The 16,187-nt window shown below is 70.8% G+C and carries 17 protein-coding genes and 1 pseudogene; 10 read left to right on the top strand and 8 right to left on the bottom strand.

The genetic code is table 11. The features are described 5' to 3' along the window. Positions 1–121 precede the first annotated feature (121 nt). Positions 122–589: a pyridoxamine 5'-phosphate oxidase family protein gene (locus AWZ10_RS24860; RefSeq protein ID WP_046704479.1), complete on the bottom strand. Its 468-nt coding sequence runs from the start codon at positions 587–589 to the stop codon at positions 122–124. A gap of 108 nt (positions 590–697) precedes the next feature. On the opposite strand from AWZ10_RS24860, the gene AWZ10_RS24865 reads away from it, so the two are divergent. Further along, positions 698–1,360, top strand: coding sequence for a cysteine hydrolase family protein (locus tag AWZ10_RS24865; RefSeq protein ID WP_060892071.1), 663 nt, complete (start codon positions 698–700; stop codon positions 1,358–1,360). Here the strand turns inward: AWZ10_RS24865 and AWZ10_RS24870 are convergent. Beyond that, the gene (locus AWZ10_RS24870; RefSeq protein WP_046704477.1) at positions 1,347–1,853 is read right to left on the bottom strand and encodes a Rieske (2Fe-2S) protein; all 507 of its coding nucleotides are present in this window, start codon (positions 1,851–1,853) and stop codon (positions 1,347–1,349) included. The two genes, AWZ10_RS24865 and AWZ10_RS24870, sit on opposite strands and share 14 nt — an antisense overlap. A 201-nt stretch (positions 1,854–2,054) precedes the next feature. On the opposite strand from AWZ10_RS24870, the gene AWZ10_RS24875 reads away from it, so the two are divergent. The 7 genes from AWZ10_RS24875 to AWZ10_RS24905 all read left to right on the top strand — a co-directional run bounded on the left by AWZ10_RS24875 (position 2,055) and on the right by AWZ10_RS24905 (position 8,224). Beyond that, entirely contained in the window at positions 2,055–2,810 is a 756-nt protein-coding gene (locus AWZ10_RS24875; protein ID WP_046704476.1) for a HipA family kinase, read from the top strand. Continuing rightward, a complete protein-coding gene (locus AWZ10_RS24880) occupies positions 2,807–3,217 on the top strand; it encodes a DUF3037 domain-containing protein (RefSeq protein ID WP_046704475.1) in 411 nt (136 codons plus the stop codon). Before AWZ10_RS24875 ends, AWZ10_RS24880 begins: the two co-directional genes overlap by 4 nt. A 175-nt stretch (positions 3,218–3,392) precedes the next feature. Beyond that, positions 3,393–4,154, top strand: a complete 762-nt coding sequence (fabG, locus tag AWZ10_RS24885) for a 3-oxoacyl-ACP reductase FabG (RefSeq protein WP_046704474.1) — start codon at positions 3,393–3,395, stop codon at positions 4,152–4,154. Positions 4,155–4,166: 12 nt separating this feature from the next. Further along, positions 4,167–4,934 (top strand): SDR family oxidoreductase, encoded by a 768-nt coding sequence (locus tag AWZ10_RS24890; RefSeq protein ID WP_046704473.1) that lies wholly within the window; start codon positions 4,167–4,169, stop codon positions 4,932–4,934. A 187-nt stretch (positions 4,935–5,121) separates the two neighbouring features. Beyond that, positions 5,122–6,702, top strand: a complete 1,581-nt coding sequence (locus AWZ10_RS24895) for an ABC transporter substrate-binding protein (protein WP_046704483.1) — start codon at positions 5,122–5,124, stop codon at positions 6,700–6,702. A gap of 132 nt (positions 6,703–6,834) precedes the next feature. Beyond that, a complete protein-coding gene (locus AWZ10_RS24900) occupies positions 6,835–7,518 on the top strand; it encodes a uracil-DNA glycosylase (protein WP_060892072.1) in 684 nt (227 codons plus the stop codon). A gap of 172 nt (positions 7,519–7,690) precedes the next feature. Further along, entirely contained in the window at positions 7,691–8,224 is a 534-nt protein-coding gene (locus tag AWZ10_RS24905; protein WP_046704471.1) for a tetratricopeptide repeat protein, read from the top strand. 53 nt (positions 8,225–8,277) lie between these two features. Here the strand turns inward: AWZ10_RS24905 and AWZ10_RS24910 are convergent, their stop codons facing one another. Continuing rightward, positions 8,278–8,784 carry a hypothetical protein gene (locus AWZ10_RS24910; RefSeq protein WP_060892073.1) on the bottom strand — a complete coding sequence of 169 codons (507 nt, stop codon included), beginning with the start codon at positions 8,782–8,784 and terminating at the stop codon, positions 8,278–8,280. A gap of 277 nt (positions 8,785–9,061) precedes the next feature. Further along, on the bottom strand, positions 9,062–9,574 hold the full coding sequence (locus tag AWZ10_RS24915; RefSeq protein WP_046708339.1) for a DinB family protein: 513 nt from the start codon (positions 9,572–9,574) through the stop codon (positions 9,062–9,064). Between the two features lie 73 nt (positions 9,575–9,647). On the opposite strand from AWZ10_RS24915, the gene AWZ10_RS24920 reads away from it, so the two are divergent. Next, positions 9,648–10,556: a Gfo/Idh/MocA family protein gene (locus AWZ10_RS24920; protein ID WP_060892074.1), complete on the top strand. Its 909-nt coding sequence runs from the start codon at positions 9,648–9,650 to the stop codon at positions 10,554–10,556. Here the strand turns inward: AWZ10_RS24920 and lnt are convergent. Together lnt and AWZ10_RS24930 are read right to left on the bottom strand one after the other, a co-directional pair. After that, on the bottom strand, positions 10,502–12,073 hold the full coding sequence (gene lnt, locus AWZ10_RS24925; RefSeq protein ID WP_046708337.1) for an apolipoprotein N-acyltransferase: 1,572 nt from the start codon (positions 12,071–12,073) through the stop codon (positions 10,502–10,504). The genes AWZ10_RS24920 and lnt overlap by 55 nt on opposite strands. Positions 12,074–12,495: 422 nt before the next feature. Further along, complete coding sequence (locus AWZ10_RS24930; protein WP_046707073.1) at positions 12,496–12,990, bottom strand: nuclear transport factor 2 family protein; 495 nt, start codon at positions 12,988–12,990, stop codon at positions 12,496–12,498. A gap of 171 nt (positions 12,991–13,161) precedes the next feature. Between AWZ10_RS24930 and AWZ10_RS24935 the strand changes: the two genes are divergently transcribed. After that, positions 13,162–13,776: a DUF4291 domain-containing protein gene (locus AWZ10_RS24935; protein ID WP_046707074.1), complete on the top strand. Its 615-nt coding sequence runs from the start codon at positions 13,162–13,164 to the stop codon at positions 13,774–13,776. 90 nt (positions 13,777–13,866) lie between these two features. Here the strand turns inward: AWZ10_RS24935 and AWZ10_RS24940 are convergent, their stop codons facing one another. Both AWZ10_RS24940 and AWZ10_RS24945 read right to left on the bottom strand, forming a co-directional pair. Next, a complete protein-coding gene (locus AWZ10_RS24940) occupies positions 13,867–14,697 on the bottom strand; it encodes a DUF6585 family protein (protein WP_046707075.1) in 831 nt (276 codons plus the stop codon). 389 nt (positions 14,698–15,086) lie between these two features. Beyond that, positions 15,087–16,157: pseudogene (locus AWZ10_RS24945) on the bottom strand (serine hydrolase domain-containing protein); the annotation flags it as partial. Positions 16,158–16,187 lie beyond the last annotated feature (30 nt).

Consider the following 16,187-nt stretch of genomic DNA (forward strand, 5'->3'; position numbering starts at 1 on the left):
CGTGTGCGGGGCAGGCTGCACCACGGCTGCGCCTGCGCTCGCGGATCGCGCCGAGCCCACGGTTGCCCCCGCCTGCTGAGCGCGCCGGGCCCACGGTTGTCCCCGCCTGCCGAGCGCTGAGCTACAGCGAACCCATCTTGCGGAAGTCCCAGGACGCGATCGCGTCCGGTGTCAGCCGCAGCCAGGCGTGCCTGCCGTCGTGGGGCATCTCGTCGATGCCGAAGTTCTTGCGGGCGAACAGCCGCTCCACCTCGACGAGTTCGGGCACCGGCTCGCCCGTGCGCGGTGCCTCACCGACGAACTCGACGGTGCCGGACAGTTCGGCGCCACGCAGTTCGCCGTACTCCTCGCCCGCGTCGACCGCGACGGCGACGCGCGGATCGCGGCGCAGCGCGGACCAGCGTTTGCTGCGGGTGATCGAGTAGAGCCAGAGCGAGGTGCCGTCCCAGACGAACCAGAGCGGGCTGATGTGCGGGGCCCCGTCGGACGAGACGGTCGCGACCCGGCAGGTCCGCTGCGCGCTCAGGAACTCGTCCAGTTCGGCCGGCTCCATCATGATCTTCCGGCCCCGGCGCTGCGTGACGGTCATCCCGATCCCCTCCGCTGACGTGGCGTCAGATGAGCATCGGCCGTCTTCCGTCCATGTGCAAGGGGCGTTACGCTCGCCCGCCCGATCGCCGGCGACAAGGGGAACGTCATGGCGTCGTACGCGAGTGAGTCGAAGAGACAGCGGGAGCTGGGCGGGCTGCTCGATCCGGCCACCACGGTCCTGCTCACCGTCGAGTGTCAGCAGGGTGTCGTCGGACCGGACGGCGCACTGCCCGAACTGGCCCGGGAGGCACGGTCGTCGGGGGCACTCGACAACGTGGCCCGGCTGGTCGCCGCGGCCCACGGGAGCGGGGTGCAGGTCATGCACGCCGTCGCCGAGCGGCGGCCCGACGGGCGGGGCGCCAACCACAACGCCCGCCTGTTCCGCGCGGCGGAACGGCTGCCCGTAAGGCAGTTGACGGGCACCGCGGCCGTACGTGTGGCGCCGCCCATCGAGGTCGCCGACGAGGATCTGGTCGTACGGCGGCTGCACGGGCTGTCCCCGCTGGCGGGCACCGACGTGGACGCGCTGCTGCGCAATCTGGGGTGCCGCACGCTGATCGTCACGGGTGTCTCGGCCAACGTGGCCGTGCCCAACGCGGTGTTCGACGCCGTGAACCTCGGCTACGGCGTCGTCGTGCCCGGGGACGCCATCGCGGGGGTGCCTGCCGACTACACCCCCGCGATGATCCGCCACACCCTCGCGCTGGTCGCCACGGTCGCGACCACGGACGAGGTTCTGGCGTGCCTGACGAAGGTCAGGCCAGCGTGATCGAATCACCCGAGACGCTGACTTCCTTGGCCGGCAGCGGCTTCGGGGCCGGGCCGCTCTTCACGCTGCCGTCGGCGATCGAGAAGTTGCTGTTGTGACAGGGGCAGTTGATCACGCCGTCGGAGATCGACTTCACGGCACACCCCCGGTGCGTGCACGAGGAGGAGAACGCCTTGTAGGTGCCCGCCTCCGGCTGGGTGATGACGACGCCCTCGCTCTCGAAGATCTTGCCGCCGCCCTCGGGGATGTCCGAGGTCTTGGCTATCGCCGTGCCGCCCGCGCTGTCGCCACCACTCGCGCTGCCGCTGCCGGCCTCGGCGGTCGAGTCGCTGCTCGCGTCGCCGCCGGCCCCGGAACCGGACGAGGTCGAGGTCGAGGAGTCGTCCCCCGACCCGCACGCGGTCAGCGCGACGGCGAGTCCCGCCACGCCGGCCGCCGTCATGACGGTGCGACGGCCCGGAATCGAAGCGGGTTTGATCGTTTCGCTGGTCATGCTGACGGTTCCTCCCGAGATGGCTTTGCACTTTCGCCCATGGATACGGCGGGCCCGTGCTCGAACGTTCAGACAGGGTGCACATCTTGGCCTGTCCGGGATCACGACGGCGTCAAAAGCAGCTGTCCGAATGCTGTCGGTCGACGGAGACGGCGGACGGGCCGCGTCCGGCTGCTTCCGGCACGCCGGTAACCTGGGGCGATGCTCAAGGAAGTCAGCGCGACCCGGTACATCGCGCCGTTGCGAGAAGGCGGTTCGTTGCCCGGTCTCGTCGAGGCCGACGACCGCGGAACGTACGTCCTGAAGTTCACCGGAGCAGGTCAGGGCCGCAAGACGCTCGTCGCCGAGGTCGTCTGCGGTGAGCTGGCCCGACGGCTCGGGCTGCGTGTGCCCGGCCTCGTCACCGTCGACCTCGACCCCGTCCTGGGGCTCGGCGAGCCCGACGAGCAGGTGCAGGAGCTGATCAAGTCCAGCGGCGGCACCAACCTGGGAATGGACTTCCTGACCCGTGCCATCGGCTTCGACCCGCTCGCCTTCGAGGTGAGCCCCGAGGAGGCCGGGCGGATCGTCTGGTTCGACGCGCTGATCAACAACGTCGACCGTTCCTGGCGCAACCCGAATCTGCTGATGTGGCACGGCGAGCTGTGGCTCATCGACCACGGCGCCACCATGATCTGGCACCACCACTGGCCGGGCGCCCGCACCTCCGCCGCCAAGCCGTACACCGCCGCCGACCACGCCCTGGCACGCTTCGGCCCCGATGTCGCCGCGGCCGCGGCCGACCTCGCGCCCCTGGTCACCGAGGAACTGCTCGCCGAGGTGACGGCCCAGATCCCCGACGTCTGGCTGGCCGACGAGCCCGGCTTCGAGACGCCGGACGCGCTGCGACGGGCCTACGCGCAGCCGTTGCTCGCTCGGTCCGCCGACATTCACGAACGCATCGAGGGGATCAAGTGAGCGACCGCTTCCTGGGGACCGGGGCGACCGGGCAGGACGTCTACGAATACGCGCTGCTGCGGATCGTGCCCCGGATCGAGCGTGGCGAGTGCTTCAACGCGGGCGTCCTCGTGTACAGCCGCTCCCACGCCCTCGTGGCGGCACGGACGCATCTCGACGAGGCCAAGCTGCTCGCCCTCGACCCCGGGGCGGACGTGGGGGGCGTACGCGCCGCGCTGCGCGCCGTGGAGGGTGTGTGCGCCGGGGGAGAGGCGGCCGGGCAGGCAGGCCGGGACGACGCCGGACGGCGGTTCCGGTGGCTTGTCGCGCCGCGTTCCACGGTCGTCCAGGCGGGACCCGTGCACACTGGGCTCACCGCGGATCCGGCGGCGGAGGCCGAACGGCTGCTCGCTCTGCTGGTGAAGTGACGGACCGGTGTGCGGCGGTCCCCGGTCGGGGGCCGACGTAAGGGATCACACCTGGTGGAACGTTGACACCGGGTGCCAGGACTTCTAGCGTCACGTGTGCTGAAGGTACTAAGCGGTCGCTCACCCAGCGGGGGGCACCGTAGGAGCCGCATCCCAAAGGCGAGGAGAACCAGCAATGTCCACCACTGAGCAGCGTGTCGCCGTGGTCACCGGTGGCGCGCGCGGCATCGGTGCCGCGACCGCCGTACGACTGGCCGCCGAGGGCCGTGCCGTCGCGGTGATCGACCTCGACGAGGCCGCGTGCAAGGACACCGTGGAGAAGATCACCGCCGCCGGCGGCAAGGCGCTCGCGGTCGGCTGCGACGTCTCCGACGAGGCCCAGGTCGAGGCAGCCGTCACCCGGATCGCCGAGGAGCTGGGCGCCCCGACGATCCTGGTGAACAACGCGGGCGTGCTCCGCGACAACCTGCTGTTCAAGATGGGCGTGTCCGACTGGGACACGGTCATGAACGTGCACCTGCGCGGAGCCTTCCTGATGGCCAAGGCCGTTCAGAAGCACATGGTGGAGGCCAAGTTCGGCCGGATCGTCAACCTGTCCTCGTCGTCCGCGCTCGGCAACCGGGGCCAGGCCAACTACTCCGCCGCCAAGGCCGGTCTGCAGGGCTTCACCAAGACCCTCGCCATCGAGCTCGGCAAGTTCGGCGTCACCGCCAACGCCGTCGCGCCCGGCTTCATCGTGACCGACATGACCGCCGCCACCGCCGCCCGCGTGGGCATGGGCTTCGAGGAGTTCCAGGCCGCGGCCGCCACCCAGATCCCCGTGCAGCGCGTGGGCCGGCCCGAGGACATCGCCGGCGCCATCGCCTACTTCACGGGCGAGGACGCCGGATTCGTCTCCGGCCAGGTGCTGTACGTCGCCGGCGGACCGCTCAACTAGGGGATCGGGAACATGACTTCGGTGAAACTCCCCGAGCTTTCGGGCAAGGTCGCCCTCATCACCGGCGCCAGCCGCGGCATCGGCTACGGCATCGCCGAGGCCCTCGTCGCGCGCGGCGACCGGGTGTGCATCACGGGCCGGGGCGAGGACGCCCTCAAGGAGGCCGTCGAGCGGCTCGGCGCCGACCGCGTCATCGCTGTCGCGGGCAAGGCCCACGACGAGGCGCACCAGGCGCTCGCCGTCGAGCGCACGATGGAGGCCTTCGGCCGCGTCGACTTCCTGGTCAACAACGCCGGTACGAACCCGGTGTTCGGCCCGATCGCCGACCTCGACCTGAACGTGGCCCGCAAGGTGTTCGAGACGAACGTCGTCTCGGCCCTCGGTTTCGCGCAGCGGACGTGGCACGCCTGGCAGAAGGACAACGGCGGCGCGATCGTCAACATCGCCTCAGTCGCCGGTGTCTCCGCGTCGCCGTTCATCGGTGCGTACGGCATCAGCAAGGCCGCCATGATCAACCTGACCCTGCAGCTGGCGCACGAGTACGCGCCCAAGGTGCGGGCCAACGCGATCGCGCCCGCCGTGGTGAAGACCAAGTTCGCCCAGGCCCTGTACGAGGGCCGGGAGGCCGAGGCCGCGGCGTCCTACCCGCTCGGCCGGCTCGGCGTGCCCTCCGACATCGGCGGCGCCGCCGCGTTCCTCACCTCCGAGCAGTCCGACTGGATCACCGGCCAGACCCTCGTGGTCGACGGCGGCATCTTCCTCAACGCCGGGGTGGGCTGACAGAGTACGGCGGGTGCCGGTGCGCGATTCACCGAACGTCTCCGGCGCCCGTCCGCAACCCCCACACAGGCTCGCAACGCCGTCACAAGCGGACTGATCAAGGGCTTTGCCAGCCGAGCGGGAGCTGCTCGCGGGGCCTGCGGTATCGTTCGCCCACTCTTGGTACGGCATTTCGAGGAGCATGCGCGTGTTCAACCGGAACCGATACTTGCCGCCACTCGCGGTGATCGCGTCCATATCCATGGTGACCGGGTGTGGTGTGTTCTCCTCGGATGCCTCGGACGACGCTGACCCCATCGTGGTGGGGACCACCAGTACGCCGAGCACCCTGGACCCGGCCGCGGCCTGGGACAGCTCCTGGGAGCTGATGCGCAACGTCTTCCAGCCCCTGCTCGGCTACTCGCCCGGCGGGTCCGAGCCCGAGCCGGACGCAGCCGAGAGCTGCGAGTTCGCGGACAGCTCCAGCACCGTGTACAGCTGCACGCTGCGCGAGGGCCTGAAGTTCTCGAACGGGCACACACTGGACGCGAAGGCCGTCAAGTACTCGTTCGACCGGATCAAGAAGATCAACGTCAACGGCGGCCCCGCGGGCCTGCTGACGACCCTCTCCCGGGTGCAGACGAAGGGTGACCGCGAGGTCGTCTTCCACCTCAGCCAGCCCGACGCCACCTTCCCCCTCGTGCTCACCACACCCGCCATGTCGATCGTGGACCCCGAGGAGTATCCCGCGGACAAGCTCCGCGAGGGCAAGGAGATCACCGGCTCCGGGCCCTACGACCTCGCCTCCTACGACGAGGGCAAGACGGCGGAGCTGGTCAGCAACGAGAACTACAAGGGCCTCGCGGAGCGCAAGAACTCCGCCGTCACCATCAAGTACTTCCAGCAGTCGGACAAGATGGTCAGCGCCCTCAAGAACAAGGACATCTCGGTCATCTACCGGGGTCTCGGCGCCGCGGACATCGTGGACATCCAGGCCAACCACGACGAGGAGGGGCTCCAGATCGTGGAGAGCCCCACCACCGAGATCAGCTACCTGGTGTTCAATCCCAAGGACCCGTGGGCCAAGAACCCCGCGGTCCGCAAGGCCGTCGCCCAGATCCTCGACCGCCCGGCGCTCGCCCACAACATCTACAAGGACACCGTCGAGCCGCTGTACTCCATGATCCCCAGGGGTCTGGTGGGCCACACGACGGGCTTCTTCGACGACTACGGCGCCCCCGACGCGTCCAAGGCGAAGGCCCTCCTGACCGACGCCGGCATCACCGACAAGGTGCCCCTCACGCTCTGGTACACCTCGGACCGCTACGGCTCCCAGACCAAGCCGGCCTTCGAGGAGCTGAAGCGGCAGCTGGAGGCGTCCGGCCTGTTCTCGGTCAAGCTGAAGAGCCGCCCCTGGAAGACCTACTCGGAGGGCTACCAGAAGGGCGAGTACCCGGTCTTCGGGCGTGGCTGGAACCCCGACTTCAACGACGCCGACAACTTCATCGCCCCGTTCGTGGGCGAGCAGAACGCGCTCGGCACCCCGTACAAGTCCCCCGAGATCACGGACAAGCTGCTCCCGGAGTCACGTGCCGAGAGCGACCGCGGCGCCGTCATCGAGGAGTTCGAGGAGGCTCAGCAGATCCTCGTGGACGATGCGCGCCTGATCCCGCTGTGGCAGGGCAAGGCGTACACGGCCGCGAACGAGGAGATCGCCGGCCTGGAGAACGTCATCGACCCCGCGACGATGATGATCCTTTGGGAGCTGTCCTGGAAGACCAGCTGGTAATTCCGGGTGCCGGGCCGCGTTGTCAGTGGGCGGCGGTAGGTTCTGTGCTCTGACGGCGGCCACGTCTTTCGCGGCCGCCCACGGCCTCGTGTTCCGTGGCCGTGAAGTGAGCGCACACCGGAGGAAGTTGACGTGACCGACATCGCCATGCTGCCCGAGTCCTGGCGCGGGGTCCTGGGGGACGAACTGCAGCAGCCCTACTTCAAGGAACTCACCGAGTTCGTCGAGGAGGAGCGCGCCAAGGGTCCCGTCCACCCTCCCCGTGAGGAGGTCTTCGCCGCGCTCGACGCCACACCGTTCGAGAGCGTGAAGGTTCTGGTCCTCGGCCAGGACCCGTACCACGGTGAGGGTCAGGGCCATGGTCTGTGCTTCTCCGTCCGGCCGGGTGTGAAGACCCCGCCCTCCCTGCGGAACATCTACAAGGAGATGCAGGCCGAGCTGGGCACCCCGATCCCGGACAACGGCTATCTGCTGCCCTGGGCCCAGCAGGGTGTGCTGCTGCTCAACGCGGTGCTCACGGTCCGCTCCGGTGAGGCCAACTCGCACAAGGGCAGGGGCTGGGAGAAGTTCACCGACGCCGTGATCCGCGCGGTCGCCGACCGGCCCGACCCGGCGGTCTTCGTGCTGTGGGGCAACTACGCGCAGAAGAAGCTCCCGCTGATCGACGAGGAGCGCCATGTGGTGGTGAAGGGCGCGCACCCCTCGCCGCTGTCGGCCAAGAAGTTCTTCGGCTCCCAGCCGTTCACGCAGATCAACGCGGCCGTCGCCCAGCAGGGCCACGAGGCGATCGACTGGACGATCCCGAACCTCGGCTGACCGGCCGCCGGTCCGCCCTCACCTGTTCGTGTCCGCCCGTCGGGCCGACCCGCCGTACGGCCGCCGGGGCGCCCCCGCGGCCGTACGGAGCCGCCTGACCGGGATTGCCGGTGCCTGCCGTTAGCGTCGGGAGGGACAGGCGGGACAGGGGGCGACGAGTGCGGAGGACGCGGTGGTGGAGCGACAGGAGCAGGTGGCACCGGACGCCATGATGACCCGGATCGGGCAGGCGGTCATGCTGCACCACGGGGGTGACCGAGAGGAGGCCCGGCACCGTCTCCTGAAGCTCTGGGCAGAGATTGGTGAGGACGGCACCCCGCTCCACCGCTGCACGCTGGCGCACTACATGGCCGACACCCAGGACGACCCGGGCACCGAACTGGCCTGGGACCTCAGGGCGTTGTCGGCGGCCGACGAACTGTCCGACGGCCGGGTGCCGGGGAACCCCGCGGAGCACCACGACAGGCTCGCCGTGCGCGCCTTCTACCCCTCGCTCCACCTCAACCTCGCCGCCGACTACGCCAAGCTGGGCCGCCCCGACGCGGCCCGCAGCCATCTGCGGCTGGCCCGGGGCGCGCTGGCCACGCTGGGGGACGACGGTCACGGCGACGGCGTCCGCGCCGCCCTGACCCGACTGGAGGCCCGGCTCGACGAGGCGGGCCCCGGGGCGGGAGAGATGCCGGGGCCGCCGCGACAGCGGCCCTAGCGACAGGGCGGGCCCGTGTGCCGGAGCCTGCGCCCGCTCCGGCGTCGGGTGCCTCAACGGCCGTACACGTCCTTGCAGATGGCCGCCTGCGGGGTGTCCTTGCCCCAGCCGCCGTACTTGTGGCCGAGGGCGCACACGTCGGAGTTCTTCGGCGGTCGAGTCGGGATGGTCCTGGGAAGGGGCGGGATCTCGACACGAGGCCGGGACTCGGCTGGCGGTCCGTGCCGCTCGGGGGCATCGTGGCGCTCGTCCCGGAGCGGCGGCGGGGGTGCGGTGGGCGTGGGGGCGGCGGCGGTGGTGGTGGGAGCCGGCGCGGTGGGCTTCGGCGCCGTGGACGCGCTCGGTGTGGACTCCCGGGGCGGGCCGATCAGCTCCAGGGCCTCCCGCGCCGGGGCCTGCACGATCTGTGTCTCGGTGGTGCCGTCCGGGCGTGGCAAAGAAGGCCGGGACGGGACGGGTGACGCCTGGGGCGGGGGCGGGTGGTGCGCGGTCACGCAGCCGGTGAGGGCCGAGACGGCCACGGTGACCAGGAGCGTTGCGGTGGTGGTCGATCGATGCACGCGCGCAACTCTGCTGTGTCCGGGCCGCTTTGGGGAGGGGACAGGGGGAGGATGCCCCCACACGGGTGACGCCCGGGACCGCCGACGACGCTACGGCCCCGCCCACCGGCCCTCGTCACGCGCCTGCGATGGCGCGCGCTCCGCCCGACCTCTCCCCCCGGCACACGTGCGGCAGGCTCCGCAACCGTCTGGCTGTCCCGGCCCCGGCCCCGACCCTGTCACCGCCGGGCGCCCTGCTCCCGCACCGTCGTCGAGGTGCGCCGGGCGCCCGCTCCGCTCAGTACCCGGTGGCCCCGTCGAGCCGCTCCCGGATCAGGTCGGCATGCCCGTTGTGCCGCGCGTACTCCTCGATCATGTGGGTGTAGATCCACCGCAGGCTCGGTGCCGCGCCCGCTCGCCGGTGCACCGCCTTGCTGACGTCGTCCAGGGCGAAGCCCTCAGCGTTGCGCCGGGCGATCGCGATCTCCTGCTGCCAGGTGCCGTGGGCCTCCTCCCAGGTGTCCGCCTGAGTCAGATGGAACTCCCCGTCCGGGTCCTCCTCGCTGAAGTAGATCGGCCCCTGGTCGTCATCCACGAGCACCTTCCGGAACCAGATGCGCTCGACCTCCGCCATGTGCCGTACGAGCCCCAGCAGGGACAGTTCGGAGGGTGGCACCGAGGCGGTCCTCAGCCGGGCGTCGTCCAGGCCCTCGCACTTGATCGCGAGAGTCTCGCGGTGGTAGTCGAGCCAGCCTTCGAGCATGGTCCGATCGTCGGCGGTGATGGACGGTTCAGTGCGCTGGATGGTCATGTCGGCCATCCTGGCAGCCCCCGTATGCTGCCGACGAGGCATTTCGACGGCACACCGTGGACGGGAGACCCCTGTGAAGGTCGGCTGCATCGGGCTCGGCGACATCGCGCAGAAGGCGTATCTGCCGGTCCTCGGCACCAGGCCGGGGCTCGAACTCCATCTGCAGACGCGGACGCCCGCCACCCTCACCCACGTCGCCGACGGCCTCCACCTCCCGCCGGGACAGCGGCACACCGATCTCGACGCGCTGCTCGCCCAGGGACTCGACGCGGCTTTCGTGCACGCGCCCACCGGGGCCCACCCCGAGATCGTGGAGCGGCTGATCGACGCGGGCGTGCCGACGTACGTCGACAAGCCGCTCGCGTACGAACTCGCCGACTCGGAACGGCTCGTACGGCTCGCGGAGGAGCGCGACGTCGCGCTCGCCGTGGGCTTCAACCGGCGATACGCGCCCGGGTACGCGCAGTGCGCCGACCATCCGCGCGAACTGATCCTCATGCAGAAGAACCGCATCGGCCTGCCCGAGCTGCCGCGCACGATGATCCTGGACGACTTCATCCATGTCGTCGACACCCTGCGGTTCCTGGTGCCCGGGGAGGTCGAGGACGTCACCGTGCGCGCCCGCACCGAGGGCGGGCTGCTGCACCACGTCGTGCTGCAGCTCTCCGGGGCCGGGTTCACCGCGCTCGGCGTCATGAACCGGCTCAGCGGTTCGGCGGAGGAGATCCTCGAGGTCTCGGGGCAGGACACCAAGCGGCAGGTGGTGAACCTCGCCGAGGTCGTCGACCACAAGGGGCAGCCGTCCGTGCGGCGGCGAGGCGACTGGGTGCCGGTGGCCCGGCAGCGGGGCATCGAGCAGGCCGTCCTCGCCTTTCTCGACGCCGTGCGCGCGGGCAAGGTGCTCAGCGCGCGGGACGCGCTGGCGACTCACGAGTTGTGCGAGCGGGTGGTGCGGGCGGTGGAGGACCGGTCCGCCGTCTGAGCCGCGGGCGGCTCAGGGCCCGTCCGCCGCAGCCGCACAACTCCTACGCCCTCGAAGGCACCCCACGCGAGAAGCACCAGCAGCGCCGCGTGCACCGGCCAGTCGCCGAAGCGGACGTACGGCGTCGTACCGCCCGCCAGCGGTACCTCGTACACCGCCGTCGTGCTCTCGTCCGTCCCCAGCCAGGAGCCGACGTGCTCGCCGTCCGGGCCGTACACGGCCGAGACGCCGGTGAGCGTCGCGTGGACCATCGGACGGCCGGTCTCGGCGGCCCGCAGCGCGGCCAGCGAGGCGTGCTGCTCGGGCGCCCAGCTCTGCTGGAACGTGGAGGTCGCCGACTGTGCGAGCAGCAACTCGGCGCCGTCCCGGGCGAGACGACGGCTCATGTCCGGGAACGCGGACTCGAAGCAGACCATGGGGCCGATCCGCAGCCCCTTCCCGGAGTCGAAGACGACCTGCTCGGTGCCGCGTCGGCGGTCCTCGCCCGCCGCCTCGCCGACCGAGGTGGCCCAGCCGAGCAGCGAGCGCATCGGGATGTACTCGCCGAAGGGGACGAGACGCATCTTGTCGTACCGGTCGCCGGTGGGACCGTCAGGGCCGACGAGCACCGAACTCTTGTAGATGCCGGGGCGGTCGGAGCGGCGGGCGTCGACGTTCACGAGGATGTTCGTGTCCGTCTCACGGGCCAGCGCGGCGATCCGGTCGGCGAGATCGGGCCGGTCCGCCAGGTCGTGGCCGACGCTGCTCTCGCCCCACACGATCAGGTCCAGGTCCCGCCCCGCGAGCCGTCGGGTCAGTGCCTCCTCGCGGGCGAACCGGTTGTCGGGGCCGTCGGTCACACCGGGCTGCACGACGGCTATCCGCACCTCGCCGCGGATGTCGGGTCGCGGCGACCACAGCCACACCGCCGAGGTCGTGAGGGCCGCCACGACGAGACCGGCGAGCGCCGGCGCCCGGGACCGGCGTACCGAAACCAGCACGGTGACCGCGACGTTGACGGCCACCACCAGGAAGCTGAGCAGCCAGACCCCGCCGACCGAGGCCAGCCGCAGTGCCGGCTCCACCTGCCACTGGCTGGACCCCAGCAGGCCCCACGGCCCGCCGAGGCCCTCCCACGAGCGGACGAGTTCGATCGCCAGCCAGCCCGACGGCACGGCCAGCAGCGCGGCGGCGACCCGCCCCGGCGAGGGCGTACCGGCCAGGAATCGGCGCACCAGCCAGGCCCAGGGCGCCCACAGCGCGCCCAGCAGGCCGGCGATGAGGAAGGTGAACACATGGAGGTTCGGCAGCAGCCAGTGGTGCATGGCCAGCATGAACGCGAATCCGCCGAGCCAGCCGTCGTACGCCGCCCGGCGGCCGGTCCGGGCCGCGCGGATCAGCAGCATCCACGGCACCAGCGCCGCGTACGCCGCCCACCACAGGCCCGGCGCCGGGAAGGCGAGCACGGGCAGGGTCCCGGCCACGACGACGGCCACCCGCCGCCGCCACGGGGAGGCGCTCCAGTCCGGCGTCCTCATACAGCGCCTCCCTCCCCACCGGTCCGTCCCTCCAGTGTGCGCGCCGGGGACGATCTCCGACAGGGGGCGTGGGCGGGGTGGGGGTGGTGAAGGGGGCGGGGTGGGTACCGGTCACCGGTGGGACTGTGAGGCGGCCGGGGTAGGGCGGGAGCACCCGACCGCCTCAGGCCCCGGATCCTGCCCCCGGCCGGAGGAGCGGCGACGGGCGACACGGACGACCGTCGTCAGCAGGTCGCGCTTCCGGTCGCCGTAGGACGTCGGGTGCGGGCCGGCTACGGCTACGGATACGGGTGAGGGTGTGGATGCCGCGTTGGGGTAGCAGGACGGTGGTCGGACCGGACGGATGAGCGCTGGAAGGGGTGCTCTTGGGTGCTGCGGTCTCGTCCTGCGGTCCCGCGGGTGACGTTCGGGGCGGAGTGTGCTCAGGCCGGGGAGGGGCGCTGGGTGGAGGTGAGGTCCTCCGGGACGCGGCGCCATTTCTCCCGGACGACGACCTCGCGGAGGCGCCAGCCCTCGGGGGTGCGGGTCAGGGTGAAGGCGTAGCGGCCGCCGCAGACGAAGTCGGGGGCGGTGGATTTGCCGTCGTGTCCGGCGAAGCGCATCGGGTTGATGTAGTCCGCCTGCACCTGGGCGGTGTCGCCGATGTCCTGCTCCAGGTATCCGAAGCGCACCCGCCGGTTGACGATCAGGTGCTGCCGCATCGGGAAGAGCTCCATGCTCCGGGCCAGCCACCCGGCGACCTGCACGGCGTCGCCCTCGACGCCGCCGGCCGAGCGGTAGTCCGCGCGGCCCTCCGGCGCGAACAGGTCCCGGTACGCCGTCCAGTCGCCGTCGTCCACCGCCACCGCGTACTCGGTGATCAGGCCGTCGACGGCGAGTCGGTCCATCACGGTCGCGAGTTCCACGCGCTGCGTCATCGGCTCAGTGTTGGGGCAGGAGACGCGCCACGCCAAGGGGCGTGCGAGCAGATGGGGGATATTTCGGGGATCGGAGGGCCGGGAGCGAGGAGGGATCGGGTCACGGGGCGCGGCTCCCGGCCCTGAATAATCGGTGGCTTGAGGGTGCGGCCGTGATCGAACCTGGTCCCCGTGACTGAAAGTGAACGTCCCGCAGAGACCGAACCCAAGTTCCGTGTCCGTGCCCTCCACACCGCCGACACGGTCACCGTCTACCAGGCGTACCGCCCGGAGATAGGCGGCCCGGCCGCGCGCCACGGTCGCTTTCCGGCCGCGTGGAAGCGGGACCGGATGACCTGGATCAAGCCCTCCTTCCTGTGGATGATGTACCGCTGCGGCTGGGGGACGAAGGAGGGGCAGGAGACCGTCCTGGCCGTGGAGATGACCCGTGAGGGGTTCGAGTGGGCGCTGCGGCATGCGTGTCTCTCGCACTACGTGCCCGAGCTGCACGCCGATCAGGCGGACTGGAAGCGCCGATTGACGCGGTCCCCGACGCGGGTGCAGTGGGACCCGGAACGGGATCTGCACCTCAACCCCCTGCCTCACCGCTCCCTCCAGTTGGGGCTGGCGGGGGAGGCGGCGGTGAGATACGCGGACGAGTGGATCGTCGGGATCGAGGACGTGACGCCGCTGGCCCGGCGGGTGCACGGTCATGTGCGTGCGGGGGAACTGGACCGGGCGGCCGCGTTGCTGCCGGGGGAGCGGCCGTATCCGGTGGCGGAGGACGTGCTGAGCCATCTGCGGTGACCGGTCCGCGGGGCGCGCCCGGTCCTGACGGACGGGGCGAGCCCGGTTCTGACGGGTACCGGTCGTGCAGGGTGACCGCATGACCGCTCACTACGTGGGCTGCCGCGCCGATCGCCGCAGGGCGTCCGAGACGGTGAGGAACAGGACGCTGTCCGGCACGCTGGAGACCGGCTCCCGCGCTGCCGGCTTGCGCTCACCGGTGACCAGTACGTGGATCGTCGATCCCATCAGATCGACTTCGTTGATCTTCTCCCAGGCCAGGAACCTGCCCGCGTGCTCCAGCCCGGCCAGGCCCACCGTGAACGGCCCGAACGCCACTCGTCCCCCGGTCTGCAACAACGTGCCGAGCTCGGCCAGTCGGGCCTGCGCGTCCTCTTCCGCGCCCCGGCTCTGAACCGCGAGCCAGCCGTTCGCGATCAGGGTCCCGACCTCCCGAGCCTCGGGCCTGTCACCCGACACCATGAAGTTGCCGGCGGGCATCTGGACGTGCACGGAATGCGTGGTCGACATGGTGACCCCGTTACGTACGTGATCCGTCGCGTGTCGCTGGCATCCGGTGATCTCGTCCCAGGACCCGGCGATGGGTGGTTGCGAACCGTACTGGTAGACCACACCGTTCGTGAAAACGGCACACCACGCGACCGGTCTGAAGCGTGCGACCAGCGGAACGGCGATCGCCCCGAGGAAGGTGCATCCGCCGAGGACGATGAAGAGGATCGCGTTCGTCCACTCGCTCTCACCACTGATGACGAAGACCATCATCACGCAGAACGCGGTGACCAGAAGGAGCATGAACGAGCCCCACCAGGACACCGAACTCGTCTGTGTGCGGAAGGCGTATCGACCGGCGCCGAGCTGCCGCTCCGCCGCTGCTCCCGGCACTGTCGTCGGAATCTCGTCCCATAGGTTTCGGGCCCCCATCGCCACTCCCGTCGCGCGCCGATTACCTCAACAGGCTTTGTCACAAGCCGAGTTGGCGATGCTAGATATCATCGGGATGCTACGAGGTCTGGCTGGAAAGCGGTAGACGTCGGTTGTCGGTCGGGCGCATCATCCCCCGGGCGGCCGGGCGGCCGGGCGGTCGGGCGGTCGGGCGGCGGTGAGATACGCGGACGAGTGGATCGTCGGGATCGAGGACGTGACGCCGCTCGCGAGGGATGTCCATGGCCCAGTACGGGTGGGGGAGCCGGGCGAGGCCGCGCGCCGCTGCCCGAGGAGTGGGAGCACCACAGGCCCGGCGGGGTGAAAGCACCACGGGCTTGACAGGCGGGATCACCCGGTCAGGCCCGCGCCGGCGCTCCCAAAAGCGGTCAGCCGCGTTGCCGGCCGAGCAGCGTACAGACCGCGTTCTCCTCGATCGTGCGGAGCTTCTCCAGCAGTTCGGGGTTGAGCGACCTGTTCACCTGGGTGGTGAGCGAGAAGGTGAGGGACTTCCGGCCGTCGGGGGTCGCGGCGATCAGCTGCGTGTAGCCGGGGAAGTTCCCGGTGTGCCCCAACACCACCCCGCAGCGGGTGTCGTAGCGGAAGATGCCGAGTCCCGCCGTGTTACGGCCGGGACCGGCCGGTTCGGAGGCCCCCTCGATCCAGCGGCGCTGCTCACGCAGAGCCGCTCTCGACGTCAGCTTCCCGGCGGCGTAGCCGCGGATGAACCGCGTCATGTCACGCGGGGTGGAGACGATCCCGCCCGATGCCCACACACCGGACGCGCTCAGCACTTCGCTGACGTCCTCCGGCGGCGCGGGCGGCTCGACCGCGTAGCCGTGCATGTACGGCTCCGGCAGCTCGTAGCCCAGCGGGAGGCTGGTGTCGTTCAGGCCGAGCGGCCGGTAGACGAGCCGGTTCAGCAACTCCTCGTACGGCCTGTGGGTCGCCGCCTCCGCCATCAGCGCGACGGCGATGTTGTCGGAGTTGGAGTATTGGTACCGGGAGCCGGGGCGGAAGCGCAGCGGTTCGTCCGCGACGAAGTCCAGCAGCCGACGGGGGTCGAAGGTGCGGCGCGGGTCCGCCAGGAGCAGTTCCAGGAACTCCGGGTCCTCGGTGTAGTCGGGCAGTCCGCTGGTGTGGTTCAGCAACTGCCGCAGGGTGACCGACCGCCAGGCGCGCGGCAGCTGGGGCAGGGTGCGGCCGATGGTGCTGTCGAGACTGAGCGTGCCCCGCTGCACCAGGCGCAGTGCCACAGCGCCGCTGAACGCCTTCGCCGTACTGGCGATCCGCATGTGGTCGGTGGGCTCGATCGGACGGCCGGTCTCCAGGTCGGCGACCCCGGCGCGCAGAACACGTGACGTGCGGTCCCGTTGCAGTACGACGATCACACCCGGCGGTCCTCCAGGAGTGCCGACCAGGTCTTCGAGCTGCTGCTGCAGGGCGCGCTCGCTGCCGCCGCCCGTTCACCCCCGACAGCTCCACCGCGT

It is taken from the genome of Streptomyces europaeiscabiei, from assembly GCF_001550375.1.
GTDB lineage: Bacteria > Actinomycetota > Actinomycetes > Streptomycetales > Streptomycetaceae > Streptomyces > Streptomyces europaeiscabiei.